The following is a 26190-nucleotide window of genomic DNA, read 5'->3' as shown; positions in this document are numbered from 1 at the left end:
ATTCGGTGTTGTCCGCGGTTCTCCGCATGCCAGTACGGTGCCCCTTTCGGGGGGTGCCTGGAACGTGTGGGGCGGGTCGTGGGGGGCGTCTTTTGGCACACTGTTGGGTCCTGAGGCAACAGGATCTTTGTCTTGCAGCGATGCGAGGTGGGGGCCGGTTGGTTTCCTCTTGTTCCCGCATTTTTCCGGTGCCGTGCACGTTGTGTGTGTGGTGTTGGTGGGTGACGGGGTTGTTGTTTGAGAACTACATAGTGGACGCGAGCATCTCAAAGCAATTTTTTTGATGAACCTGGTTTGGTCCCACCCCTTGTGGGTGTGGCTGTCCTGGTTCTCTCGAATAGCTGATTTTGATCTTTGTGGTCAAGTTTTTAAGAGCACACGGTGGATGCCTTGGCATCAGGAGCCGAAGAAGGACGTGGGAATCTGCGATAAGCCTGGGGGAGTTGATAACCGAACGGTGATCCCAGGATGTCCGAATGGGGAAACCCCGCCCGGCGCGCGAGTGACCGGGTGACCCGTACCTGAACACATAGGGTGCGTGGAGGGAACGCGGGGAAGTGAAACATCTCAGTACCCGCAGGAAGAGAAAACAACAGTGATTCCGTTAGTAGTGGCGAGCGAACGCGGAAGAGGCCAAACCGGTCCATGTGTGATAGCCGGCGGGCGTTGCATGGCCGGGGTTGCGGGACTTTCCGCTGCTGTTCTGCCGGACAGCGAAAGTGAGTGCGTGCGTATAGGTGAACGGTCTTGAAAGGCCGGCCGGAGAAGGTGTAAGCCCTGTAACCGTAATGCGTGACGCCGCTTGGAGAGTATCCCAAGTAGCACGGGGCCCGAGAAATCCCGTGCGAATCTGCCAGGACCACCTGGTAAGCCTGAATACTACCTGATGACCGATAGCGGACAAGTACCGTGAGGGAAAGGTGAAAAGTACCCCGGGAGGGGAGTGAAACAGTACCTGAAACCGTGTGCTTACAATCCGTCGGAGCAGCCTTGTAGCTGTGACGGCGTGCCTTTTGAAGAATGAGCCTGCGAGTTAGTGTTACGTCGCGAGGTTAACCCGTGTGGGGAAGCCGTAGCGAAAGCGAGTCTGAATAGGGCGATGCAGTGGCGTGATCTAGACCCGAAGCGGAGTGATCTACCCATGGCCAGGTTGAAGCGCGTGTAAGAGCGCGTGGAGGACCGAACCCACTTCAGTTGAAAATGGAGGGGATGAGCTGTGGGTAGGGGTGAAAGGCCAATCAAACTCCGTGATAGCTGGTTCTCCCCGAAATGCATTTAGGTGCAGCGTTGCGTGTTTCTTGCCGGAGGTAGAGCTACTGGATGGCCGATGGGCCCTACAAGGTTACTGACGTCAGCCAAACTCCGAATGCCGGCAAGTGAGAGCGCAGCAGTGAGACTGTGGGGGATAAGCTTCATAGTCGAGAGGGAAACAGCCCAGACCACCAACTAAGGCCCCTAAGCGTGTGCTAAGTGGGAAAGGATGTGGAGTTGCCCAGACAACCAGGAGGTTGGCTTAGAAGCAGCCACCCTTGAAAGAGTGCGTAATAGCTCACTGGTCAAGTGATTCCGCGCCGACAATGTAGCGGGGCTCAAGTACACCGCCGAAGTTGTGGCATCAGCGTATATATCCAAGCCTTCGTGGTTCAGGAGCGCTGGTGGGTAGGGGAGCGTCGTGTGGGCAGTGAAGCTGCGGCGGAAGCCAGTGGTGGAGCCTACACGAGTGAGAATGCAGGCATGAGTAGCGAAAGACGGGTGGGAAACCCGTCCGCCGAATGATCAAGGGTTCCAGGGTCAAGCTAATCTGCCCTGGGTAAGTCGGGACCTAAGGCGAGGCCGACAGGCGTAGTCGATGGACAACGGGTTGATATTCCCGTACCGGCGAAAAACCGCCCATGCCAATCCGGTGATGCTAACCGCCCTAACCGTTCATCCGTGCCCTTCGGGGCCAGTATGGGCGGGGCGCGCGGGACCCGATCCGGGGAGGTAAGCGTATTAACAGGTGTGACGCAGGAAGGTAGCCGAGCCGGGCGATGGTAGTCCCGGTCCAAGGATGTAGGGTGAACGGTTGGCAAATCCGCCGTTCGTGAAGCCTGAGACCTGACGGGACCCCCGTATGGGGGGATTCGGTGATCCTATGCTGCCGAGAAAAGCATCGACGCGAGGTTTTAGCCGCCCGTACCCCAAACCGACACAGGTGATCAGGTAGAGAATACCAAGGCGATCGAGAGAATTATGGTTAAGGAACTCGGCAAAATGCCCCCGTAACTTCGGGAGAAGGGGGGCCCGGACCGTGAAGAAGCCTTGCGCTTCGGGAGCGGGTAAGGGCCGCAGAGACCAGGGGGAAGCGACTGTTTACTAAAAACACAGGTCCGTGCGAAGTCGCAAGACGATGTATACGGACTGACTCCTGCCCGGTGCTGGAAGGTTAAGAGGACCTGTTAGCCCCCTCGGGGGCGAAGCGGAGAATTTAAGCCCCAGTAAACGGCGGTGGTAACTATAACCATCCTAAGGTAGCGAAATTCCTTGTCGGGTAAGTTCCGACCTGCACGAATGGAGTAACGACTTCCCCGCTGTCTCAACCATAAACTCGGCGAAATTGCACTACGAGTAAAGATGCTCGTTACGCGCAGCAGGACGGAAAGACCCCGAGACCTTTACTATAGTTTGGTATTGGTGTTCGGTGTGGCTTGTGTAGGATAGGTGGGAGACTGTGAAGCCCGGACGCCAGTTCGGGTGGAGTCATCGTTGAAATACCACTCTGGTCACTCTGGACATCTAACTTCGGCCCGTAATCCGGGTCAGGGACAGTGCCTGATGGGTAGTTTAACTGGGGCGGTTGCCTCCTAAAGAGTAACGGAGGCGCCCAAAGGTTCCCTCAGCCTGGTTGGCAATCAGGTGGCGAGTGTAAGTGCACAAGGGAGCTTGACTGTGAGAGCGACAGCTCGAGCAGGGACGAAAGTCGGGACTAGTGATCCGGCGGCACATTGTGGAATGGCCGTCGCTCAACGGATAAAAGGTACCTCGGGGATAACAGGCTGATCTTGCCCAAGAGTCCATATCGACGGCATGGTTTGGCACCTCGATGTCGGCTCGTCGCATCCTGGGGCTGGAGTAGGTCCCAAGGGTTGGGCTGTTCGCCCATTAAAGCGGTACGCGAGCTGGGTTTAGAACGTCGTGAGACAGTTCGGTCCCTATCCGCTGCGCGCGCAGGAAATTTGAGAAGGTCTGTCCTTAGTACGAGAGGACCGGGACGGACGAACCTCTGGTGTGTCAGTTGTACTGCCAAGTGCACCGCTGATTAGCTACGTTCGGATTGGATAACCGCTGAAAGCATCTAAGCGGGAAGCCGGCTTCAAGATGAGATTTCCATCCCCTTCGGGGGGAGAGGACCCCAGCCAGACCACTGGGTTGATAGGCCGGATGTGGAAGCGAGGACGAAAGACTCGTGGAGCTGACCGGTACTAATAGTCCGACAACTTACACCACACCACCCCCTGCGGGGTGGGTGATCAAAAAGCATGCTACGCGTCCGCTATGTGGTTCCCAGACAACAACCCGTTGTCCCCAGGGGAACAAAACACAACTGAATACAAGTTCCAAGCACAAGCTTGTAACCACAGATTTGCCGCCACACACCCCCAGGGGTGCCGGGCGTGCACGAAGGGTTACGGCGGTCATAGCGTGGGGGAAACGCCCGGTCCCATTCCGAACCCGGAAGCTAAGGCCCACAGCGCCGATGGTACTGCACTCGGGAGGGTGTGGGAGAGTAGGTCACCGCCGGACATTCTTTCAAAAGGGAAGGCCCCGCCAACGACGGCGGGGCCTTCCCCCGTTAACACACCAAACCACCCCAGCCAGACTAGGCTTGGGCGTATGGACACGTCTTTGTTCTCCCACGCTCCACGGGAGCCCGAACCAGTCAAGAGCGCGGAACCGGTGCAATGCCGCGTGACGGTCGCCCGGGACAGCAGGGAAGCGTTCGAGGGTTTCACCGATCTGATCCACCTGTGGTGGCCGGTCGACAGCCACAGCGTGGCCGGCGACGGCAGCCATGTGGAGTTCGAAGACAAGGTCCTGACTGAAACCAGCGTTGAGGACGAGGTCCATATCTGGGGCGAAATCCTGGACTGGGCACCCGACAGACACCTGCGCTTGACCTGGCACCCGGGTACGAGTCCGGCGACATCGGGTGAACTGCGCATCGACTTTGCGGAAGCCGTCCCCGGCCGGACTGAAATCCATCTGGTCCACTCTGGCTGGGAAAATATGCCCGACGGCCAGCAGCAGCGGGCCTACTATGCCGAGGGGTGGCCCGAGGTGATCGGCCGCTATGTCCGATTCATGGGCGGCCCAGCATGATCCGAGTGTGCCGGGCCCCGGCGAATGTCAGTTCTCTCGTATTGCCTGTGCCCCTGCCTGCCTGATTCTGGCACGCGAATAATAGTTGCCGGTTCTCGCCGGCAGCAGATCCTCATCGGACTACCACTGGAGGCTTTGAGACCGTGACCGATTCCTTCCTTGCCGGGCTTCTGCATGTGCTGCCCGCCGGTAGCGTCAGCACCGAACCGGCAGATCTGGCCGCCTGCGCCGTCGACCAAGGGCCGGTAGTCGACCATCAGCTGCCCATCGCCGTCGTCTGGGCACAGAGCGCGGAGGACGTGCAGATGGTGATGCGCGCAGCCCACGCGGCCGGGGTGCCGGTGGTATGCCGTGGCGCTGGGACGGGTGTATCCGGCGGCGCACATGCCACGGAAGGGTGCCTGGTGTTGAATCTGGAACGCATGAACCGGATCCTCGAGATCCATCCCGAGGACGAGATCGCCCGGGTGGAACCTGGCGTGATCAACTCCGACCTGAACGCCGCGGTGGCGGAGTACGGGCTGATGTACGCACCGGACCCGGCCAGCTACCGCGTCTCCACGATCGGTGGGAACATCGCGACGAACGCCGGCGGGCTGCGCTGCGCGAAGTACGGCGTGACCCGCGAATCCGTGCTGGCACTCGACGTGGTGCTGGCCGACGGAACCCTGATCCACACCGGCCACAGGACCTTCAAGGGCGTTGCAGGCTACGACCTGACCGGACTGTTCGTGGGATCGGAGGGAACTCTGGGTGTAGTAGTGGGAGCGACGGTCCGGTTGCGCTACCTGCCTGCCGCACTGGAAACGGTGGCGGCGTTTTTCCCCGATGTAGCGGCTGCCGCGGCCGGCGTGCTGGCCGTGGGCCGCGCGCGGGTACAACCGGCGATCATGGAGCTGCTGGACGGACACACCATGGCCCAGCTGGACAAGGAGCAGGGTTCCAGCCTGCGTAGCCGGGGTGCGGCGCTGCTGCTGATCCAGACCGACGGCTATGCGGCCGCAGTGGAAGCCGGCATCATCCGCGAGGTGCTCAGCGGGCTCGGCGGCGACATCAAGGCCGCCGACGCCGCGGAGGCGGTCCGGCTGGTCGATCTGCGCCGGCACAGCCGCGGAGCCGAGGTGGACGATGATTTCCGGGTCGGCGAGGACGTGGCGGTGCCTCGTTCCCAGCTGGTGAACTACATCCACCAACTGCAGGACATTGCCGATCGGCACGGAGTCGGGCTCAAGGTGGTGGCGCACGCCGGGGACGGCAACTTGCATCCCACCTTCTGGGTGGGCCCCGGGGACGTGGCGAAGGTGCCGGCGCTCAACGCGGCGCTGGACGAGTCCATCGACGTAGGCTTGGCGCTGGGTGGCACGATCACCGGCGAGCACGGGGTGGGGCAGTACAAGGTGCGGTGGCTGGGGCGCGAGCAGAGCGAAGAGGTGTTGGAACTGCAGCGCCGGCTGAAGGATGTGTTTGACCCTCAGCGGTTGCTCAACCCGGGCAAGGCCTTGCCCGTTGCCCCGCGCGTAGGCTAGTGCCATGAGGAAAGAGACGCTGTGGGAAGAATTGAAGCGCCGGAACCCGGGCCATTCGGCCTGGTACATTCAGCGATTCGAACAGATGCGGACCGAGGGCGCCGACCTGCACGGTGAAGCCCGGCTGGTCGATGCAATGGTGCCCCGCGGCAGCCGGATCCTCGACGCCGGATGCGGCCCGGGACGGCTGGGCGGTGAGCTGGCTTACCGCGGTCACACGGTGGTGGGCGTCGACGTGGATCCCGAGTTGATCCAAGCAGCCCGCAAGGACCACCCGGACTGTACCTGGCTGGTGGGCGACCTGGCCGAACTGGATCTGCCCGCCCGGGGCATCGCCGAGCCGTTCGACGTGATCGTCAGCGCCGGAAACGTGCTGACCTTCCTCGCCCCGGGTACCTCGGACGATGTGTTGAGAAACTTGGCCGGCCACCTGGCTCCTGGCGGCCGGCTGGTGACCGGGTTCGGGGCCGGCCGCGGCTACGACTTCGACGAGTTCTTCTCCGACGCTTCCGCCGCCGGCTTGGCAGCGGATCTGCGGTTGTCCACTTGGGACCTGCGGCCCTTCACGCCGTCGTCGGACTTTCTGGTGGCGGTCTTCAGCAAGATGGAGGGGCAGCAGCAAGCCTAGGGGAGTCAGCCCTCGTCGGTCTCGGCGGCGGCCAAGGCGGCAGCGGTCTGCTCATCCGGATTCAGCATGATGGCCGCCTCGTCCCGCCGGTGGCGCAGCACCGAATCGACGTAGGATTGCACGGCCTCCGCCAGCGGCACGTTGCGGTCTTGGTCTTCCGAGACATACCAACGATGCTCGAGCACCTCGTGGACCACTTCGGCCGGTTCCAGCTTTCCCGCCAGCTCGCGCGGGATGGCCTTGACGATCGGTTCGAAGACGTGGCGGACCCAGCTGTGGGCGCTGACTTCCTCGCTCTGCTCCGACTGGTGGTCCGCGCGGTAGGCATCCAGGTCGTTGAGCAGCCGCCGTGCCTGGTTCTCCTGGACGTCCAGGCCGGTGAGGCGGAGCAGCCGGCGCTGGTGGTGCCCGGCGTCCACTACCTTGGGCTGGAGCCGGATGCTGGTTCCGTCTGCGGTGCTCTTGATGGAGAACTCCTCCACATCGAACCCCAGATCGTTCAACCGCCGGATGCGGGCGTTGACCCGCCACCGCTCGCCTAAGTCGAACGACTCCTCGGCCGTCAGCTCTGCCCAGAGCTTGCGGTAGCTGTCCATGATGCGCTCGCTGGTCGCCACCGGGTCCACTTTGTCTTCCAGCAGGCCGCCCTCGACCAAATCCATCATCTCGCCGGCGATATTCACCCGGGCTATCTCAAGGTCGTGTTCCCGCTGGCCGTCGGAGAGCTGCGGGTGCAGTTCGCCGGTTTCAGCGTCCACCAAGTACGCAGCAAACGCGCCGGCGTCGCGGCGGAAGAGCGTATTGGACAGCGAGACATCGCCCCAGTAGAAGCCAAGCAGGTGCAGGCGAACCAACAGCAGCGCCTGCGCATCGATCAGGCGGGTCAGGGTCTCCCGCCGCAGCGTCTGGGAGAACAGGGCACGGTAGGGGAGCGAGAAGCGGAGGTGGCGGGTGACCAACACCGGCTGCAGCGCCGATCCATCGGTGCGCATTCGTCCGGTCATCACGGCTACTGGTTCCACACAAGGAACGCCCAGCCGCTGCAGCTTGCGCAGCATCTGGTATTCGTGCCGCGCTGCCTCTTCGCCGGTCTCCTTGATGGCCACCACGCCCGCACCCAGCGGAGCGAACCGGACCACGTGCCGCGACAGCCCGCGGGGCAGCGCCGCCAAGTTTTCCGCAGGCCAGTCTTTCAAGGCCAGATGCCACGGCTGGTCAAGAAGCCGCTCGTCGGTGGTGGCCGCGGTGATGCTCAAGGAAGCGATCGCCGCGGCCTCACCGGACAAAGCCGTGTCGGCGGTGCCCCTGACAGGGCCGCCGGTGCCGGAGTGAGCAGCCATAGTGACTACATCCTAGGCGTGGACCTAGTCGGCTGTCTTGCCGGCCTCCACCGGGACATTGAGGTCCTCCACTGAAGCTTCCGGAGTGCCGGGTGCATGCTCGCCCAAACGCAGCCCGGTCTGTGTGTCGAACAGGTGCACATGCCCTTCTTTGGGACGCACGTAGACGGTGCTGCCGGCTACCGGCGGCGTCCGTCCGTCGACCCGACCGGTGATCTCGTAACGCTTGCCGTCAAACTCGGTGTGTCCGTAGACGTAGGCATCGGCGCCGAGTTCTTCGACCACATCCACGAACACCGCAAGGCCGTGGTTGTTCTCGGCCCGCTCCAGATCCTCCGGACGGACGCCCAGGGTCACCGTGCTGCCGTGCGCTTCGCCGAGCAAGTCCCGCGGCACCGGATAGGTCATGCCGCCGAATTGGACACCGCCGTCGGTCACTGGCAGTTCCAGCAGGTTCATGGCGGGGGAGCCGATGAAGCCGGCCACGAACACGTTCGCCGGCCGGTCGTAGAGGGCACGCGGGGTGTCAACCTGCTGCAGGACGCCGTCCTTGAGCACGGCAACGCGGTCGCCCATGGTCATGGCTTCCACCTGGTCGTGGGTGACATAGACGGTGGTGACGCCCAACCGGCGGGTCAGCGAAGCGATCTGGGTGCGGGTCTGCACGCGCAGTTTGGCGTCAAGGTTGGAGAGCGGTTCGTCCATCAGGAACACCTGCGGGTTGCGCACGATCGCCCGGCCCATGGCCACACGCTGGCGCTGGCCGCCGGAGAGGGCCTTGGGCTTGCGGTCCAGGTACTCTTCCAGATCCAGCAGCTTGGCGGCCTCGCGGACCCGCTCGGCACGTTCTTCCTTGGACACGCCGGCGATCTTCAGGGCAAAGCCCATGTTGTCGGCCACGGACATGTGCGGGTAGAGCGCGTAGTTCTGGAACACCATCGCAATGTCGCGGTCCTTGGGCGGTACATCGGTCACGTCCCGGTCGCCAATCAGGATCCGACCGGCGTTGACGTCTTCGAGGCCGGCCAGCATCCGCAGCGAGGTGGACTTGCCGCAGCCGGACGGGCCCACCAGAACGAGGAACTCGCCGTCGGCAATCTCCAGATTGAGGCCGTCCACTGCGGGCTTCTCGGTGCCCGGGTACAAGCGACTGGCATGATCGAACGTTACCGTTGCCATAATGTTTTCCCTTCACGGGCAGGTACGTGCCCGACGATCCGTAGTGATGGGTGAATATTCAGTTTCCAAGCGGCTCGCCGCGCCCACAGAGTGAGGCGGCTCACGCCCCTTAGTATGCCACGGCTGTCAAAGCACCCGGCGAAGCACCGGTGAACAGCCGGCGCCCGGTGCTACGCCTGCGCCGCGGCCGCCCTGAGTTCGGCCAGCAGGGCCAGCGCGGCAGCGAACGCCTGCGGGGACTCCACCCGGTATTGCGCAGCGGTGGTACCCGGCCCCACCTTGATGCCGACGTCGGCATCGCGCAGGACGGCGAAGGCGTGCTCATCGGTGACGTCGTCGCCGGCGAAGAAGACAGCGGTGGCGCCGGTAAAAGTGCGCAGCAGGCCGATGCCCTGGCCCTTGTCCGCGCTGAGCACCGAAGTCTCCAGCACGCGCTTGCCATCGCTGATCTGCAGCCCGGGAATCTCCTGCAGTGCAGCCCTGGCCTGCTCGGTGGCTGCCGCTGCCACATCGTCGGCGGCAGTGCGGGTATGGAGTACGACGCCGGCCGGCTTGGCTTCCAGCCGAGTGCCCGGGTGGGCAGCCACGACTTTTTCGACGACGGCCGTGGCGGCCGCCAGCGCTCGCTGCTGGGGCTCGTCCAGCACCAGCGGCGGGCTGTCCGGACCGGTGAAGACTTCGCCGCCGTGGGAGCCGATCAGCAGGGTCCGGGCGTCGGGGGATGCCACGGTGCGTAGGCTGGCCAGCGCCCGGCCGGAGATGAAAGCGGTGGACGTCCGTGGCAGATCAGCCAATGCGGCGACGGCAGACGCCGAGGCCGGCAGCGGCCGGGCATCCTCGGCCCGCGGCACGATCGGTGCCAGCACGCCGTCGAAATCCAATGCGACGAGCAGCGTCTCCGTCCCGGCCAGCTCCTCCAGCGCGGCACGAAGTTCCGCCGGGACGGCGCCGGGGCCGTGCTCAGTCATGTGTCCCCGCTTGCTCGAGGGCCTTCAGGAACGCGCGCGACCAGTGCTCCACGTCGTTCTGCAGGATCTGCCGGCGCATGGCCCGCATTCGGCGGGTGGCCTCGGCCGGCGGCATATTGACCGCCCGGACAATGGCCTCCTTGAGCCCGTCGATGTCGTGCGGGTTGACCAGGATCGCCTGCTTGAGCTGGTCGGCTGCACCGGCAAACTCGCTGAGCACCAGCGCCCCGTCCACTTCCTTGCGGGAGGCAACGTATTCCTTGGCCACTAGGTTCATCCCGTCGCGCAACGCCGTCACCAGCATCACGTCGGCGGCCAGATAGAGCGCCACCATCTCCTCCACCGGGTAGCTGTGGTGCAGGTAGCGGATGGCGGTGTTCTCCAGCGTGTCGAAGGTTCCGTTGATCCGGCCGACAGCCCCTTCGATTTCCTCTCTGAGCAGGCGGTAGGACTCCACCCGCTCGCGGCTGGGCGAGGCCACCTGGATCAGCACCGCGTTCTCCACGTCCACCTTGCCGTCTTCGAGCAGTTCGCCGTAGGCCTTGATCCGGTGCCCGATGCCCTTGGTGTAGTCCAGCCGGTCCACGCCGAGCAGCACGGTGTCCGGGTCGCCCAGTTCGTGCCGAATCTGTTCCGACCGGGCAATCACATCCGGCCGGTGGGCCAGCTCGCTGATGTGCTCCACATCGATGGAAATCGGGAAGGCGCCGGCCCTGCAGAGGCGGACACCGCCGTCGCTGTTTTCCACTTGCACCTGCTGCTGGCGCACATTGAAACCGCTGAAGCGGCGCACACAGCGCAGGAAGTTGCTGGTGTCGCTGGGCCGTTGGAAGCCCAGCAGATCGGCGCCGAGCAGGCCGTCGATCACCTGCCGGCGCCACGGAAGCTGGGCGAAGATCTCCAGCGGCGGGAACGGAATGTGGTTGAAGAAACCGATCCGCAGGTCCGGCCTTGCCTCGCGCAGCAGCTTGGGAACCAGTTGGAGCTGGTAGTCCTGCACCCAGATGGTGGCGCCCTCGGCGGCGATCTCCGCCGTGGCTTCGGCGAAGCGCCGGTTGACCGTTTTGTAGCACTCCCACCAGGTGCGGTGGAATTCCGGCGCCGCGGTCACGTCGTGATAGAGCGGCCAGAGCGTGGCATTGGAAAAGCCCTCGTAGTAGAGCTCAACGTCGTCGGCGCTGAGGGCCACAGGCACCAGATGCATATTGTCGTGGTCGAACGGCTCTACTTCCTCGTCCGGAACCCCGGGCCAGCCCACCCAGGCACCCTCGGTCTTGGCCATCACCGGGGCCAACGCCGTGACCAGCCCGCCGGGGGACCGGCGCCAGACGCCCTGCCCGTCCTCGTCGATGGTGTGGTCCACCGGCAGTCGATTGGAGACGACGACCAAGTCGTACTCCCCATACTGGCGTCCTTCTGCGTCCCTACCGTTTTGAGCGGAATTCGCCAATTGACTCTCCTTTGTGTGAAGTCGTCCTGATGATGACCTTATAAGGAATGGAAACCTGTGGCTTCCCCGGATCGTTCCCTCAAGTACAAACGTGAACGCGGCCACTGATGCCGTCTGAACGTTGAAGTTGCAACTAAACTGGTGCTGATGTGCCCTGCTGGGGCGAAGCAGACCGACAAGACGCGAGGATTCATGGCTCACCAAAACAGCCCTAAGCCGACCAAGGCCGAGCGCACCGCAGCGGCCCGCGAGAAGGCCCGCCAGATGCGCGAGGCACAGCAGAAGCGGGAAAAGCGCAACTCGCTGCTGGTCAAGGGCGGGGTGGTGGTCGCCGTACTGGTGATCATTGGTGTGATTGCCGCAGTGGTGATCACCAACCAGCGCGGCCAAATTGCCGACGCCGGTGCAGCGCCGGCGCACGGCAACGCGTTCGGCGGCATCACCGTTACCCAGAGCGGGCTGGCGGAGACCGATCCCGTCCAGGTGGATGTGGCGAACATCCCCGAGCCCGCCTCCACCGAGGGCGACGTCATTGTGCCGGGCGGCGTGGCCGCCGCGCCCAAGGGCGAGCCGGCAAACATCGTGATGTACGTGGACATGGGCTGCCCCGTCTGCAAGAGCTTCGAAGGCCAGTACGGCGGGTACCTCACCGACCTCACCTCGTCCGGCGACGCAACCGTCGAGTACCGGGTGGCCACCTTCCTCGACCGTGTGTCGACCACCAACTACTCCTCCCGTGCTGCCAACGCCGTGGCCTGTGTTGCCGACTCCAACCCCGAGGTCTTCAACGATTACGTGACGCAGCTGTTCGCCCAGCAGCCGACCGAAGGTGGGGCCGGTCTGGACAACGCCACCCTGGCCAGCATTGCCGAAACAGCGGGAGCCACCGATGTGTCCTCCTGCATTGACGACGGCGAATTCCGTCCCTGGGCCAAGTTCGTGAACCAGACCTTCTCCGAGTACCAGGTGGGCGGCACGCCTACGGTCTACGTGGACGGAAAGAAGTGGGATCCGAACACCGATAACGACTTCCAGCAGTTCGCCCAGGGCGTCATCGACGCTCGCGCCTAATTCATTCGCCGCGCCGGTCCCCGGCGCGGCGGCCAGGCGGCGGCTTGCGGGTTTCACGCGGAGCCGCCGCCTGGGCTACCCTTATCTAGCCGGTTTTGTCCGGCACGCTGACCCGCGGGCCAGCTCGCCTCCTTAGCTCAGTTGGCCAGAGCACCTGTCTTGTAAACAGGGGGTCGCCGGTTCGAATCCGGCAGGGGGCTCCGACACCCCTTCTGACTTGGCGCAGTGCCAGTCGGGAGGGGTTTTCGCATGTTCGGTCAGCATGCAAACGCACGCTTGCACACGTTCTACTCAAAAAGTTCCGCTACGGCCGTCCCCGAATGCAGAGAGACGGCCATGGAGCACCCCGTTGAGAACGAACCGGTAAAGCTGTTGACCAGAGCGCAGCTGGCGTCTACTTGGGCGATCTCGCCAAAGACCCTGGCGGACTGGGAGGGCACCGGCGTCGGTCCGCCCCCCAAATTGCGAGGAGACCTTATCAGGTACGAGGCGCCGACTGTTGCCGCCTGGTACCGCGACAACCGAGGGGCGGCAGCCTGATGGCCCGCGTCAAACTCGCGCAAGGCGACTGGACCACGCCGAAGGCGAAGAACGAAACCACCGGCGTCTGGAGGGCATGGTGCCGGTTCGGCGGCTTTGACGTCGGACGTTCACCGTCCAGCGCACCGGGTCGCACAAAGGCCATTGCCGAGAAGAACCTGATGGAAGCCCTTGTGGCGCGCAGGGAATAAGGCCGGCCCTTGGATGCCCGCGCGACCCCGGCCCAAGGATCCGCCGCCTGACTGGCCAGCATCGAACCGCCTGCCGTCCAAGTGGATGTTTGCGGAAACCAGATTGCGGCGGAGATCCAGACGTCGGTCCGACGACGTTGGGAAGATCGCCATCCGAGGAACGCTAGACTGCCCGTCCGTTTCTGCGGTCCGGCAGCTCTAGCACGTGCCTCGCTCGTCTCATGCTGCCCCCTTTCGGTGAGGCCTTCAGTCTTTCCGGGGACATGGTAAGTGGAGGAAGGCCGCCAAAATTACAACTGAAAGGTCACAATAAAGCATGATTCTCATTGAAATGAAGAATGGTGCTCTGCTGAATCTCGCCCATGTAATCGAACTCAAGGCGGACTTCACCGGCGAAACGAAGGACGGCTTGAAGGTTTACGGCATCCACGCCTCCACCGTGGATGGCAAGACGCGCAAGGTGTGGTCCGAGCTGGATACAGAGGCGGCAGCCGAGGGGATGCTCCATGACTTGAAGAGGTGCATCAGGGAGGCCCACATCGAGGGCTACGCCATCATCTCGAGCAAGTCCTACAAGAACTAGCTCCAAGACGAAGGAGCCCTCGCGGTCGGAAATGGCCACGGCGGCCCCTCCTCGTTCGGGTGAAGAAGTACCGGGGTGTTCGGGCACATGGGAACATCATCCGTTTGGCTGTCGACCAGATTTCCGGGCAGCTCCCATGGGCTGATCCTTCGGGTCAGGGCGTGTCTCCGGGGCACAGTTGATGGCTACGAGACGATCGCCATCTCGTGCGGGGTCTGGTTCAGTCGGCGCCCGCCGCTCGGCGTGACCGTGACAATGTCTTCGATGCGGACGCCGAAGCGGCCGGGGAGGTAGATGCCTGGCTCGATCGAGAAGCACATGCCGGGTTGGAGGAGGTGGGTTTCGCCCTCCACCATGTATGGCGGTTCGTGGGTGGTGAGCCCGATGCCGTGTCCTGTGCGGTGGATGAAGTAGTCGCCGTAGCCGGCTTCGGTAATCACGGTTCGTGACACGCGGTCGATCTCTTGGCACTCGATACCCGGCCGCACGGCCTCAAAGCCTGCCTGTTGTGCTCGGCGAACGACGTCGTGCACCTCACGTTCCTCCTCGGTGGGCTCGCCGACATGCACGGTCCGGGTGGTATCCGACCCGTAGCCGTGCTTGAGGCCGCCGAAGTCGAGCACCACCATGTCGCCGTCCTGAATGATCCGGTCACCGATTTCATGGTGGGGGTTTGCTCCGTTCGGGCCCGAGCCCACAACGGTGAAGTCGACCTGCGAATGCCCGAACTGCCGGAGCAACTCTGCCAGGTCCGCACCCACGTCCGCCTCGCTACGGCCCGCGAATCGGACTTTGAGGATCTCCTCGTACGTCTGGTCAGCGGCCGCGCCGGCCGCGGCCAGCCTGCCCACCTCGTCGGCGTCCTTGATCGCGCGCAGCATGGGGAGCGCTGTGGTCATCGACACGTACGACGACGCAAGTCTGCCCTGCAAGCCGAGCAGGTGCATAGCCCATGCCGAGTCCGATACCGCGTAGCGCCCGGCAGAGTCCAACAGCTTCGCCGTCGCCTCATATGGATCGCTGCCGTCTGTCCAATCAAGCAGCTGGAAGGTGGAGGCACCCGGTGCGTTCTCCGCATCGGGCCGTTCCAGCTTCGGAACGATCATTGCTGGCTCGCCGTCCGCCGGGATGACCAGCATGGTGATGCGCTCGGTGATCGCGACTGGAGCGTAGCCGGTCATGTAGAGCAGGTCGGGCCCCGGCGTCAGCAGCAGGCCTGCGAGCCCGGCGTCGTGCGCGGCTTGAGCTGCTCGCTGCTGCCGCGTGGCGAAGTCATCTGCGGTGAACGCGACCGGTTCAGCAGTGCTGCTCTGCTCAGTCACGGCTGCCTCCATCGACTTGTCGGTGAGAACAGGTTCATTAAGCGCCGCACGGAGACGAGGTGGCAAGAGGCAGCACACAAGACCACCCGTAGCGGGTGAGGCTGTGGAGGTCCAACTCCCACGAAACAGGGAAGACCCTCCGGCGGCCTCAACCGGAGGGACTTCCTGACGGGCCGTCAGAACGTGCCTGGCGGCCCGTCAGACCCGCCAATGAAGGCTGCTGCCGGTGGACGAAGCCTTGCAGGTGTAGATCCTGCCGTTGGTGCCGATGCCCTTATACCCCTTGACCGCTGCTTTGCAGGGGGCACCAGGATGCACGCCTTTAACGGTCTTAGCGGAGGTGGTGCTTTTGGCTGGAGCCTTGGGCGTCGAGGCCTTGCCAGCGGGCTTGATGGCGGTGACCTTCACGGTCTTCTGGCTTGGGCACGAGGCGAGGACCCGCTTCATGGCAGCTTTCTCGGCGGAGGTGACCGACAGCGCGTACTTCTTCTTCACCGCGATCTGGGTGGCCACGTAGGAGCACCGGAAGGCCTTGTTTTTAGGCAGCCAGGCGCTGGCTTCCCGGTCGCCCTTGGCACGGTTGGCGGAGGCGTCCACGGCGCGCAGGTTCAGCGGGTCGTTGGCGAACGCGGTGCGCTGAGCGATGGAAAGCTTCTGGGCACCGGACACCCAGGCCTGGCCGAGGGCGACGACGTGGTCGATGTCCACCTTGTTGCCGCCACGGACGTGCCTGATGGTCTTGCCCGTGTAGGGGTCTTTCAGAGTCCCCGAGGCGATGACGCAATTGCGGGTTCCAGGCTTGAAACGGTCCTTGGTCAGGTCTCGCTTGAGGATGTCATTGCGGGCGTCACAGCCGTTGCGGTCCGGGTCCTTCCATCCGTTGCCGAACTTGGCTCGCGCGTAGCCGGTCTTGGCGGCCTTGCCCTTGACGGGGAGAGTGTTCAGCACCGAGGAAGCGCTGGTTGTGGCCTTCGGGCTCGCGGCTTCGGCCGGAGTTGCGGCAGAGAAGCCCCCGAGCAGCAGGGCCCCGGCAGTGACGATGGCGGCCAACGGCCGGCCCAGGCGGTTAGTAAACGTATTCATGATCCCCCATGTGTCCGGCTCGGATCCCGGACGAATTCAGTGCCGGTTGGCTGAAATGCTCCTGCACGGACGTTCGCCACTTTTGGGTACATTCCGTGATCGAATGACGAAGCGGAACATTCCTTGCCGCTGCGATTAACTATCGGCGGTTGAGTCCACCACGTTAGGTGTGTGCGGTCTGTGCGACACGTCTTTTGTTTTCGCCGAAAGACGCGAAAAACCCAGGACAGTAAAAAAGGCCGTCAGGACGATTGCGGCAGTCCACAGAGCCAAGCCAGCCAGATCATGGATTGCCATTTGAGGGATCCGGCGCTCCGGGACCACGACGACGCCGACAAAAGCTCCCAGAACGCCGAAATAGCTGCCTTTCATGAACGAACGGTGTGCCTGGATCCTCCTCGTCCGTGCGGCCCACAAACCGACAGACACCGTGAAAAGGGTAAACACTGCTAGGCCATGCAGCCAGGTAAATCCGCCATTCAGAGTTTGAACCCCGAACGATGTCAGCGTCACAACGTACATGGCGAACACCCACACGCGGCCTATCGTGCGGTGGATGGCCCCGCCCTTGGTGCGGCGTACCAGTTGAAAGGCCCCGAACAGGATGGAAAATGCCGCTGCTATGGCATGGATGGCGATAAGGAGGGTCCATTGAGGAGGCATAAAAGAATCCTAAACGGTGAACGCCGTAACAAAGACAAACATTTCGGCTCTTTCCTTGTCTTTTATCCTTAAGGCCTCTTGACTATTTCCGTGACTGAACAATCAATTCGTGAATGGACCGTGAACGAAGCGCGGACCACGGCATCGGCTACGGCAGCCCAAGGCGCGGCCTGGCTCATCGCTTTCGGCATCACCTTGTCCATCGCTGCCGTGCTTTCCTTCCTCCTGCCGCTTGAGGTCGCCGTTCTGGTGGCGGTCTTTCAGGGAGGCGTCGCTTTGCCGCTTGCCTTCGCCCTCGAACGACGGTTGGGAACCGCGCCCATGGCCCAGGATCATCCCTTGCGCTCGCTGTCGGTTCAGTTGGCCATGGTGCAGATTGTCGCGCTGCCTGCGGTGATCATGATGTATACGCAGAATCCGGCGCTGGTGCCGGCCGTTTTTGCGGCGATCGGCGGCGCACACTTCCTGCCCTACGTTTGGCTGCATCAGACAAAGATTTACCTCTATCTGGCGCTCGGCGTGGCTCTAGGTAGTTGGGGCATCACCCTGGCCGGTGGCGAGGGAGCCTATCGTTGGGTGATGGTCTGGTGGCCGGTCTGCTACATCGTCGCCGCTGCACTGCTCTGGCGCCGGCATCGGCAATTGCACCCGTTGAGCCAAGGCAACGACTAGAGCGGCAAGAAGCGACGGCGCTTTTCGGGCCGGTCGGTGCTCCGGTGTGGCCAGCGATCGCAGGGGCTAGATGCCTGCGGCGTCCGAACCCTCGACAGTGCGGCCGAGCGCGCCGACAATGGACAAACCCAGCCTGTCGAGCGGCGGGCCACCTCAACCTGAGGAGCACACGGTGGACGAGACCAATGTTGAGGCAGAGAGCGCGGCCGTGAAGGCGATGGTGCGCCATCACACCGAACTGGTGGCGCGTGTGCAGGCGACGACGGCGGAGCTTACGCGCGCCATCGACATCGGAGACGAAGACACCGCCTACAACGCGCACGGCATCCTGCTGGAGTGGGGTGAGCGGGAAATGCTGCCGCATGCTGCGGCGGAAGAGGCCCAGCTATACCGGCCGGCCGGAGCGAGGGAGGAAGCCCGACTGCTGGTAGAGGCGCTGACCGCCGACCACCAAGACCTGGCCGCGCTGCTGGATGAGCTCCGGGGCGCCGCGGGAATCGAGGCTGCCACCGTTGCCTCGTCGTTGTCCCGCGTGTTCGCCCTGCACGTCGAAAAGGAGAACCGCGTGTTGCTGCCCTTCATCGCCCGGACTCCCGATCTGTCCTTGTCCGCTGCGGTTGAAGGGCTGGTGGAACTCGTCGGTGATACCCATGTGCACGCGCCGGATGAGAGCAGGCACGCCCACGGCTAAGTGAGGTGTCCAGAGGCCCGGGCGTTCGTCAGCTCCCGATGGTCAGCGTCTCCCAGCCGCCGACGCCAATGACCGCACGCTTGCCCAGCTTGTTCGCCAGAATCGGGTAGTGATACAGGTTGCCGCGGCTGTCCCGGGCGAGCAGCCCGGTTTTCCCGTCGCCGAGATGGTTCTGGATCATCGACAGGTGCTTCATCGTGTTCCAGCCTGAGGGCGCGATGATCTTCCGGGACTCGGAGACGAACTTGCCGGCGCCATTGGAGCGGTACAGCTTGAGTTGCCCTGTGGTGGTCTTGGCGACCACGTCCATCTTTGCGTCGCCGTCGATGTCTGCGGAGAAGATCGACAAAGACTTCCACCCCTTCCCCAAGTCGGTGCGGCTGCCGTGCTTGAGGCCGGCCGGGTTTGCATAGTGGTACAGCCGGCCGGTAACCGTGTTGCGGGCCAGCAGCGTCGGATACGTGTCGGCCTGTTTCCAGGCGGTAACGGTGACGTCGTAGTTGCCCCAGCCGGAGGAGCCGATGGTGGCAGCTTTCTGCAGGCCGCCGGTCGCCTTACCGAAGTGGGCGGTGAGTTTTCCGGACTTCCATCGCACAACCAGATCCAGCACGCCGTCCGCGTTCCAATCTGCTACCTCCACTTGGGCCACACCCTTGAATCCGTTGGCGATGTAGCGGCGCTTGTAGAGGTCATGGCCCTTGGCCGAATCGTAGACATAAAGGTTTCCGCCGGAATCAACGGCAGCAATGTCCCCGTGCTGGAAGCTGGCCCTGATCATGCCCGGGTGCGGCGGCAGTTTGGCCCTCGTGGACGCGTAGCCGGCGATGTTCGCCACCGCCACCGACATCCCGTACCAATCCTTGTGCGTGGTCTTCATGTAACCGATCCCGATGTCCGTTGCGTTGGGACTGAGCAGGCCGGCGCGGTGGGCGGGGGAGTCCATCCACCAGTCCACAACGTCTCGGGCGGAGTGGTTGATGGCGATGTTCTCGGTGTACCAGTCGAAGCCGCGAGGGATTTCCTTGCTGCCGTAACCGGACCGGTGGATCTTCTCCATGTCCAACTTGTTCTTGTTGATCCGCGTATTCAGTTCCTCGGACCACTGCTGCGCAACGTTGCCGGCATTCTGGTTCCAGACCACTTTCGACAACCCGTTCTGTGCGCGGTACAGGTTGGTCAACCGGAGCACTTCGGCCACGAAAGGATCCGTGGCCGTCCGGGTTGCGGCCGAGGCCGGGGAAAGCCCGGCAAACGCCAGGGCCAGCAGCAGGACTGCTGCGATGAATGGTTTCATGAAGGTGCGCACCTGTTCAGGGTAAACCGTTCACCCGGCCGTGCGGCACCCTCGGGACGTCTCAGGGAAGGAAGCCGGGGAAAATGCGCTCAGCGGGGGGGCCGCCCCGAGTACGACGACGGCGGGAGGCTTTCTAGCGAAAGTCTCCCGCCGGCGTCGTGTTTTAAGCGGAGTTGCGTCGCCTCTCACCGAAGCGGCGGTGGCCTACTGCGCCAGCTGCTCCCGGACCAGCGGGGCCACCTTGGTGCCGTAGAGCTCGATGGACTTCATCAGCTTCTCGTGCGGGAGCGATCCCAGGCTGTATTTCATGTCCCAGCGGGAGAGGCCCAGGCCCTTCGCCACCTTGACGATCTTGGTGGCCACGGTCTCCGGCGAGCCGACGAACAGGGCGCCGTCCGGGCCAGTCTCGGCTTCGAACTGGCCGCGGGTCATCCGGCTCCAGCCGCGCTCGCGGCCGATCCGCTCCTGCATGTCGGCATACGGCAGCCACATCTCCTCGCGGGCCTCTTCGTCCGTGTCCGCGACGTAGCCGGGCGAGTGGGCGCCGATGGGCAGCGCGGGCTTTTCGAACTGGTCCAGCGCGCGCTGGTAGAGGTCGGTGAAGGGCGCGAAGTTCATCGGTGCGCCGCCGATGATGGCAAGCATCAGCGGCAGCCCGTAATGGGCGGCGCGGACCACCGACTGCGGCGTGCCGCCGACGGCGATCCAGGTCTTCAGGCTGCCGGACGCCGTGGGCGGGTAGATCCGTTTGTTGTCCAGCCGGGGCCGGGTGCGGCCGGCCCAGGTGACCGGTTCTTCTTTGAGCAGTTCGGTGAAGAGCTGGAGCTTCTCATCGAAGAGGACGTCGTAGTCGGCCAGGTCCAGGCCGAACAGCGGGAAGGACTCAGTGAAGGAGCCGCGGCCCAGGATTACCTCGGCGCGGCCGTTGGAGGCGGCGTCCAGGGTGGAGAAGCGCTGGAAGACTCGGACGGGATCATCCGAGCTGAGCACGGTGACGGCGGAGCCGAGCCGGATCCGGCTGGTCTGGCCGGCGATCGCGGCCAGCACCACGTCCGGGGCGGACACGGCGAAGTCCTCGCGGTGGTGTTCGCCGATGCCGATGAAGTCCAGGCCCACCTCGTCGGCCAGCTTGGCTTCGGCGATGACGTTCCGGATGACCTGGTCGTGCGGCAGGAGCTTTCCGTCCGCCCCGGTGGTGACGTCCCCGAAGGTGTCCAGCCCGAGTTCGATTGTTTGCGCCACGCTGTGGCCGCCTTTCGTCTGCGTTGAGGGTGCATGCAAATGCATCTTGTGGTTACATGCGGAAACCTCGGACAGGGCCCGGTTATTCCGCCGTGCGCGGCCGGGAGAGCGGGGGCACCAGTTGGCCCGACTCGCTCCGGATCCACCACTGCCCGGTCCGCCGCCTCTCCGCCCACGTGGAAAAGCGGTAGTGGTACAGCGTCGCACGCACCAGCAGCGGCGGTTCCCCGTCGAACGGATCGTGCCGCAGCAGCTTCAGTGTGGCCCTGTCTGCCTCCAGCAACCGCCGCAGCAGCGGGATGAACCAGCTGGCGCCGGGCGAGCCCAAGGCCAGGAACCACATCAGCCAGTCCAGTCTCAAGTGGTACGGGGCGAACTGCCGTGGCATCCGCCGCGGGTCCCCGGGCTTGCCCTTGAAGCCGTACTCTTGCCAGTGGACGCCGTCCGCCGACCCTTCCACCACCACTTCGTACCGTTGCCGGGTGATGGAACCGAACGCGCCGTACGCGTTGGCCAGGTGCCAGTTATTGAAGCTGGCGTTCATCAACTGGCGCTTGGCGAACAGGTTCTTCAGCGGCCAGTAGCTCAGGTACACCAGCAGGGCGCTGACCGCGAGCACCAGCACGATGAACCACCCCGGCTCCGGCTGGTACTGCGGAGTGAAGTCGCCGACCGGCAGGATGGCCTGAACCGCGCCGTCGGACACCGCGGAGAAGGCCAGCAGGACGGTCAACGTGTTCAGCCAGGCGAAGTTCCCGGAGGCCACCAGCCACAGCTGCGTGAAGATCACCACCGCGGCGGCGATGCTGCCCACCGGCTGTGGAAAGAACAGGAAGAAGGGCACCACCAGCTGGGCAAAATGGTTGCCGGCCACCTCCACCTTGTGCAGCGGTTTGGGCAAGTGGTGGAAGAACCAGCTGGCCGGATTCGGCATCGGCTGGGTCTCATGGTGGTAATACAGGGCGGTCAGGTCCCGCCAGACGGTATCGCCCCGCATCTTGATCATGCCGGCACCGAACTCCAGCCGGAACACCAGCCAGACGAACAGCCACAGCACCAGGGCCGGCGGCGCCACCCGGTCCGAGCCCAGGAACGCGGCCAGGAAGCCGGCCTCCAGCAGCAGCGTCTCCCAACCGAAGCCGTAGAACGTCTGGCCCACGTTCACAATGGACATGTACAGGAACCACAGCACCAGGAACGCCAGCAGCGGCACCCACGGCGGGCCCCATTGCGGCAGCCCCGCCACCAGCAGCGCTGAAATAACGACGCCGGTGCCCGCCACGGCGCGCAGCCTCCCGTCGGTGTAGCCCCAGCGGAAGAGGGTGAAGCCGCGCGGCGTGCGCCGTTCCAGCAGTTGTGGCACGGGGAGCAGCCCGTGTTCGCCCAGCAGGGCGGGGAACTGGGCCAAGGCGGATGCGAAGGCAATCAGGAACACCGCGGCGATGCCGCGCTGCAGCACTTGCCGCGCCAGCTCGAACCCCTCGGCGCTGAACCACTCCATGGCACTTCCAACGCTACGGCGGACCGGTCTAGTGTCAAGGTGGTTGGCCTGGGCTCAGGGCGGCGGGCGTCGGCCCCAGACGGCGGCGCGGTCGACGCCGGCGGAACCCGCCCAAGAGCAATAGTCCCGTAGCGCAGCGGGCCCGGGTTCAATTCAGCACCTCAAAGCTGCAGGCCCCGCTCAATGCTGCAGGCCCGGCTCAAGAGAGCCGGGCCTGCAGGTGCGTCTCGCTTCACCGGGGCTGCCGGTCAAGCGGGTCGAAGGATCAGCCGAAGAGCGCCGGGACCTTCATCAGGGTCTGGGTGATGCCGTAGAGCAGCGGGATGCCGACCAGCACCCAGCCGAGGGCTACTTGTGCTTTCTTCATGTCAGGCCTCCTTCCCGGCCATCGCGGATTCGCCGGCTTCTCTGGCCGGGGCCTCATGGAACTTGCTGTCCACCGGCTTGACCATCAGGTTGGCAATGAAACCGATCACCAGCAGGCCTACCATGGTCAGCAGCGCTGGCTGGTAGGCCTGCGCCGTGAGTTCGCCGGGCTTGCCCTGCGCGTCCAGGAAGGCGTTGACGATCAGCGGTCCGGCAATGCCTGCGGCGGACCAAGCCGTGAGCAGCCGGCCGTGGATGGCACCCACCTGGAAGGTGCCGAACAGGTCGCGCAGATAGGCCGGCACCGTGGAGAAGCCGCCGCCGTAGAAGCTGATGATGACGGCCGCCAGCAGCACGTACAGCCCGGTGGACGTGTAGCCGAACAGCGCCAGCACCACGTAAAGCACGGCGCCGACGCCCAAGTACAGCATGTAGTTGTTCTTGCGGCCCAGGTAGTCGGACGTGGTGGACCAGACGAACCGGCCGCCCATGTTCGCGATCGAGAGCAGCCCCACGAAACCGGCGGCAACGCCCGCCGTCACCAGGGATACGCCGTCGGGCTGGCGGAAGAAGTCCTGGATCATCGGCGAGGCCTGTTCCAGAATGCCGATGCCCGCGGTGACGTTGCAGAACAGGGCGATCCACACCAGCCAGAACTGCCGGGTCTTGATGGCGTTCTTCGCCGACACGTTCGCCGTGGTGACCAGCGACTTGGTCTTGACCTTGGCGGCGTCGAAGCCGTCCGGCTTCCAGTCGGCGGCCGGAATCTTGATGGTGAAGGCGCCAAACAGCATGTAGGCCAGGTAGACCACGGCCAGGGTCAGGAAGAGCTTGCCGACCGCGTCGCCGCTGGCCACCCAGCCCGGCGTGCCGTCGAAGCTGGGGTCGTAGAACTGCAGTAGCGCAGTGGAGACCGGGCTGGCAATTAACGCGCCGCCGCCGAAGCCCATGATCGCCATCCCGGTGGCCAGGCCGGGGCGGTCGGGGAACCATTTGATCAGTGTGGACACGGGGGAGATGTAGCCGATTCCCAGGCCGATGCCGCCGATCACGCCATAGCCCAGGTAAACCAGCCAGAGCTGGCCGGTGAAGATGCCCAGCGAACCGACCAGGAAGCCGGAACTCCAGAAGAGCGCCGACGTGAACATGGCCATTCGCGGACCGTTGCGGTCCACCCAGGTGCCCATCACCGCGGCGGACAGTCCCAGCATCACCATGGCAATGGAGAAGATGATGCCGATCTCGGTCAAGCTCACATCAAAGTGGGCCACCAAGGCGTTCTTGTACACGCTGGTGGCGTAGGCCTGGCCAATGCACAGATGCACGGCCAGGGCCGCCGGCGGAATCAGCCAGCGGTTAAAGCCCGGAGGGGCGATCGTACGCGATCGGTCCAACCAACTCATCGTTGGGCGTCCTTTCAAAGACGGGGTGCGAGGCAGAACTGGAACATGTGTTTCAGTTCACATCCTCACTGATGGTTACGCTAAGCAACCGGATTAGCCCGGCGTGTCGCGGAACCCTTTTCCCGCCCCCGGGCGATTCCGGCGGCCCCTGCCCTCCGGGCAGCATGGCCGGTACGGTGGAGGAATGGAACAGGTCCTCGCCGTTCGGGGCGTGGGTGGCTACCGCCGCTACCGGGCCCCGGCGCTCGCCGTCGCCCCATCCGGCAGCGTGATGGCCGCCTATGCAGGCCTGGGCGGGCAGGCCGGGCCACGCCGCTCCGGCGACCTGCTGCTGCGCCGCAGTTTCGACGGCGGAGCCAGCTGGGAGCCGCAACAGGTGGTGTGGGCGGGCCCGGCCGGGCAGGCGCCCGGCCGGGCCGGGCTGCTGTCCGACGCCGCGACCGGGCGGATCCTGATGGCCTTCGTGGCCCGGGACAACGCCAGCAGCGCTGACCCGGTTGCCCCCACCGCCGTGGACCGTCGCTTTGAACTGATGTCATCCGACGACGACGGCGCCACCTGGCAGCACCGGACAGTCACCCCGCGGTTGGCCTCGGACACTGTGACCGGACTGGCCGGTGCCGGCTCAGGGACCGGGCTGCATACCGGGCCGTTCGCCGGACGGCTGCTGGTGCAGTTCGCCGTGACGGCCGGCGGCGGGCGGCCAGGGGCAGCGTCCGGCTACAGCGACGACCACGGTGAGAGCTGGACCGTCGGGGAGCCGCTGGATGCGCCGGCCACCGGTCCGACGGTCTCGGAGCTGCCGGGGGCCTCCGAGGCCTTCGAAGCGCCGCCGGCCTCCCCTGCAGTGGAAATGCCGGAGCCGGAGCCGGACTCGGGCGCTGCGGCCTGTTTGGCCGACGGGCGAGTGCTGCTGCAGATTGGCGCCGCTCCCATCCGATGGGCGGCTCTCTCCGACGACGGTGGGCACAGCTATGGACCGCTGCGGCCGGTAGAGGAGTTGCCCGATCCCGGCAGCAGCGGCTCGCTGACCCGCTTCGACGGGCTGCCAGCCTTGGGCGGGCTGGCCGCACCGGTGAGCGGCCACTGGTTGCTGGCGGCCAACTGCCAGGATGCCGTGCTGAACCGGAACGTGGTGCTCAGCCTGTCGCGGGACGACGGCGAATCCTGGCCGCACAAACTCACCATCTGGGGCAGCGGAGCCAGCGGCCCGGCCGTGGTGCGGCTGGCCGACGGACGGATTGGCGTGCTGTACGAGCGGCAGGGTGGCCGCGAACTTACCTACGCCCCGGCCGATCCCGGGATGCTGCGGACGGCCTGGCCGCGCGGAGCGGTGACGCGAAAGGCCGACGAAGGCACTGGCGGGCCGCGGCCCGAGACCGGCCCGCTGCCAGTGGCCAGAGACTATCCGTTGCGCTTCGACATGGTGCTGCATGCCATCGTCAGTTCGGACAAGGGGCCGCTGGAGCCGGGCTATCGCGCCGGGGACGTGCTCGTCTTTGCCGGACGGGCGCGGGTTCTGGGGCCGCAGTACTTGAGCGTGCAGCTGTCGGGAGCGGTCGACAACGCGGGGGATTTTCCGCCGCAGCAACTGGGGCCGGGCGGGGAGGCGCACTACTTCCATCCTGTCCACACGGTGACCGCCGCCGACGTCGCTGCCCGCCGCTTCACCGTAGCCTTCACCTGTACTGCGGCCCCGGTGGACGCCGCTTCCGGAAGTGCCGCGGTGGTGGGCCGAACGCGGGAGTTCAGCCTCGACGTCGTGAGCGGAGAAATCGGCGAGGGGTGACGCGGCTCTCTGCCTCTTCGGGAGTGTTCTCCCGGTATCAGTGTGCAAGGATTTAACCGGGATCAACGAGGCCGCCGTCACGGTGGCGATGACGCAGAACGGAGTGGGAGTGCAAGACAAGGACCCAGACCAGGAATCCATGTCGCCCATGACTCCGCAGGCGGGAATGCTGCCGATCATCAAGCCGAAAAACGTTCCTCTTCCCGACGCCGGCTCCGGCCGTTCCACGGCACCCGGACGCACCGGCTCCACCGCGGGGCCACAGCCCACCCATCCTCCCGTGCCGCGCCCGACGGACCGGCCGGTGGCCAAGCAGGTCAAGCCGGTTC

General features: G+C 64.5%; 21 protein-coding genes, 1 tRNA gene and 2 rRNA genes. 12 read left to right on the top strand and 12 right to left on the bottom strand.

The genetic code is table 11. The features are described from left to right. Positions 1-358: 358 nt before the first annotated feature. From MNQ99_RS15960 to MNQ99_RS15940, 5 genes are all read left to right on the top strand, one after another. Positions 359-3486: ribosomal RNA gene (locus MNQ99_RS15960) — 23S ribosomal RNA — on the top strand. A gap of 180 nt (positions 3487-3666) precedes the next feature. Next, positions 3667-3783 (top strand): 5S ribosomal RNA (gene rrf, locus MNQ99_RS15955). Positions 3784-3873: 90 nt separating this feature from the next. After that, on the top strand, positions 3874-4359 hold the full coding sequence (locus MNQ99_RS15950; RefSeq protein WP_241913628.1) for an SRPBCC domain-containing protein: 486 nt from the start codon (positions 3874-3876) through the stop codon (positions 4357-4359). Between the two features lie 143 nt (positions 4360-4502). After that, complete coding sequence (locus MNQ99_RS15945) at positions 4503-5885, top strand: FAD-binding oxidoreductase (protein ID WP_422387470.1); 1383 nt, start codon at positions 4503-4505, stop codon at positions 5883-5885. A gap of 4 nt (positions 5886-5889) precedes the next feature. Then, a complete protein-coding gene (locus MNQ99_RS15940) occupies positions 5890-6513 on the top strand; it encodes a class I SAM-dependent methyltransferase (protein WP_241913627.1) in 624 nt (207 codons plus the stop codon). Between the two features lie 5 nt (positions 6514-6518). Here MNQ99_RS15940 and MNQ99_RS15935 read toward each other — a convergent pair whose 3' ends face one another. From MNQ99_RS15935 to otsA, 4 genes are all read right to left on the bottom strand, one after another. Further along, the gene (locus tag MNQ99_RS15935) at positions 6519-7853 is read right to left on the bottom strand and encodes a DUF4032 domain-containing protein (RefSeq protein ID WP_127515155.1); all 1335 of its coding nucleotides are present in this window, start codon (positions 7851-7853) and stop codon (positions 6519-6521) included. Positions 7854-7877: 24 nt separating this feature from the next. Further along, the gene (locus tag MNQ99_RS15930; RefSeq protein WP_241913626.1) at positions 7878-9032 is read right to left on the bottom strand and encodes an ABC transporter ATP-binding protein; all 1155 of its coding nucleotides are present in this window, start codon (positions 9030-9032) and stop codon (positions 7878-7880) included. Between the two features lie 170 nt (positions 9033-9202). Next, positions 9203-10000 carry a trehalose-phosphatase gene (gene otsB, locus MNQ99_RS15925; RefSeq protein WP_241913625.1) on the bottom strand — a complete coding sequence of 266 codons (798 nt, stop codon included), beginning with the start codon at positions 9998-10000 and terminating at the stop codon, positions 9203-9205. Next, the gene (gene otsA, locus MNQ99_RS15920) at positions 9993-11450 is read right to left on the bottom strand and encodes an alpha,alpha-trehalose-phosphate synthase (UDP-forming) (protein WP_241913624.1); all 1458 of its coding nucleotides are present in this window, start codon (positions 11448-11450) and stop codon (positions 9993-9995) included. The genes otsB and otsA overlap by 8 nt, the downstream gene beginning before the upstream one ends. Positions 11451-11642: 192 nt before the next feature. Here otsA and MNQ99_RS15915 point away from each other — a divergent pair, with 192 nt between their 5' ends. The 4 genes from MNQ99_RS15915 to MNQ99_RS15900 all read left to right on the top strand — a co-directional run bounded on the left by MNQ99_RS15915 (position 11643) and on the right by MNQ99_RS15900 (position 13835). Beyond that, positions 11643-12521 (top strand): DsbA family protein, encoded by an 879-nt coding sequence (locus MNQ99_RS15915; RefSeq protein ID WP_127515161.1) that lies wholly within the window; start codon positions 11643-11645, stop codon positions 12519-12521. 126 nt (positions 12522-12647) lie between these two features. Next, positions 12648-12721, top strand: a tRNA-Thr gene (locus MNQ99_RS15910). Positions 12722-13060: 339 nt separating this feature from the next. Continuing rightward, a complete protein-coding gene (locus tag MNQ99_RS15905) occupies positions 13061-13252 on the top strand; it encodes a hypothetical protein (RefSeq protein WP_241913623.1) in 192 nt (63 codons plus the stop codon). Between the two features lie 316 nt (positions 13253-13568). Beyond that, the gene (locus MNQ99_RS15900) at positions 13569-13835 is read left to right on the top strand and encodes a hypothetical protein (protein WP_241913622.1); all 267 of its coding nucleotides are present in this window, start codon (positions 13569-13571) and stop codon (positions 13833-13835) included. A gap of 185 nt (positions 13836-14020) precedes the next feature. Here the strand turns inward: MNQ99_RS15900 and MNQ99_RS15895 are convergent, their stop codons facing one another. The 3 genes from MNQ99_RS15895 to MNQ99_RS15885 all read right to left on the bottom strand — a co-directional run bounded on the left by MNQ99_RS15895 (position 14021) and on the right by MNQ99_RS15885 (position 16903). Further along, positions 14021-15157, bottom strand: a complete 1137-nt coding sequence (locus MNQ99_RS15895; RefSeq protein ID WP_241913621.1) for a M24 family metallopeptidase — start codon at positions 15155-15157, stop codon at positions 14021-14023. A gap of 198 nt (positions 15158-15355) precedes the next feature. After that, positions 15356-16240 carry an HNH endonuclease family protein gene (locus tag MNQ99_RS19095; RefSeq protein ID WP_338423102.1) on the bottom strand — a complete coding sequence of 295 codons (885 nt, stop codon included), beginning with the start codon at positions 16238-16240 and terminating at the stop codon, positions 15356-15358. Between the two features lie 135 nt (positions 16241-16375). Further along, complete coding sequence (locus MNQ99_RS15885) at positions 16376-16903, bottom strand: DUF2306 domain-containing protein (RefSeq protein WP_241913620.1); 528 nt, start codon at positions 16901-16903, stop codon at positions 16376-16378. A gap of 78 nt (positions 16904-16981) precedes the next feature. Here MNQ99_RS15885 and MNQ99_RS15880 point away from each other — a divergent pair, with 78 nt between their 5' ends. Both MNQ99_RS15880 and MNQ99_RS15875 read left to right on the top strand, forming a co-directional pair. Beyond that, positions 16982-17575 (top strand): DUF7010 family protein, encoded by a 594-nt coding sequence (locus MNQ99_RS15880; protein WP_241913619.1) that lies wholly within the window; start codon positions 16982-16984, stop codon positions 17573-17575. A gap of 172 nt (positions 17576-17747) precedes the next feature. Further along, positions 17748-18266, top strand: a complete 519-nt coding sequence (locus MNQ99_RS15875; protein ID WP_164745517.1) for a hemerythrin domain-containing protein — start codon at positions 17748-17750, stop codon at positions 18264-18266. A gap of 28 nt (positions 18267-18294) precedes the next feature. Here MNQ99_RS15875 and MNQ99_RS15870 read toward each other — a convergent pair whose 3' ends face one another. The 5 genes from MNQ99_RS15870 to MNQ99_RS15855 form a co-directional block, all read right to left on the bottom strand. Next, on the bottom strand, positions 18295-19560 hold the full coding sequence (locus MNQ99_RS15870; RefSeq protein ID WP_241913618.1) for a CAP domain-containing protein: 1266 nt from the start codon (positions 19558-19560) through the stop codon (positions 18295-18297). Between the two features lie 204 nt (positions 19561-19764). Next, positions 19765-20802 (bottom strand): LLM class flavin-dependent oxidoreductase, encoded by a 1038-nt coding sequence (locus MNQ99_RS15865; RefSeq protein WP_241913617.1) that lies wholly within the window; start codon positions 20800-20802, stop codon positions 19765-19767. Positions 20803-20884: 82 nt separating this feature from the next. Continuing rightward, complete coding sequence (locus MNQ99_RS15860) at positions 20885-22303, bottom strand: lipase maturation factor family protein (RefSeq protein WP_241913616.1); 1419 nt, start codon at positions 22301-22303, stop codon at positions 20885-20887. A gap of 265 nt (positions 22304-22568) precedes the next feature. Then, positions 22569-22670, bottom strand: coding sequence for an MFS transporter small subunit (locus MNQ99_RS19230; RefSeq protein WP_414962484.1), 102 nt, complete (start codon positions 22668-22670; stop codon positions 22569-22571). A gap of 1 nt (position 22671) precedes the next feature. Then, positions 22672-24072 (bottom strand): OFA family MFS transporter, encoded by a 1401-nt coding sequence (locus MNQ99_RS15855; RefSeq protein ID WP_241913615.1) that lies wholly within the window; start codon positions 24070-24072, stop codon positions 22672-22674. 184 nt (positions 24073-24256) lie between these two features. Here MNQ99_RS15855 and MNQ99_RS15850 point away from each other — a divergent pair, with 184 nt between their 5' ends. Further along, positions 24257-25861: a sialidase family protein gene (locus MNQ99_RS15850; protein ID WP_241913614.1), complete on the top strand. Its 1605-nt coding sequence runs from the start codon at positions 24257-24259 to the stop codon at positions 25859-25861. Positions 25862-26190: the final 329 nt, after the last annotated feature.

The sequence above is a fragment of the Arthrobacter sulfonylureivorans genome, assembly GCF_022637435.1.
In the GTDB taxonomy this organism is placed as follows: Bacteria; Actinomycetota; Actinomycetes; order Actinomycetales; family Micrococcaceae; genus Crystallibacter; species Crystallibacter sulfonylureivorans.
The sequence above is the reverse complement of the archived record's forward strand: the minus strand, read 5'-3'. Positions and strand labels throughout refer to the sequence as shown.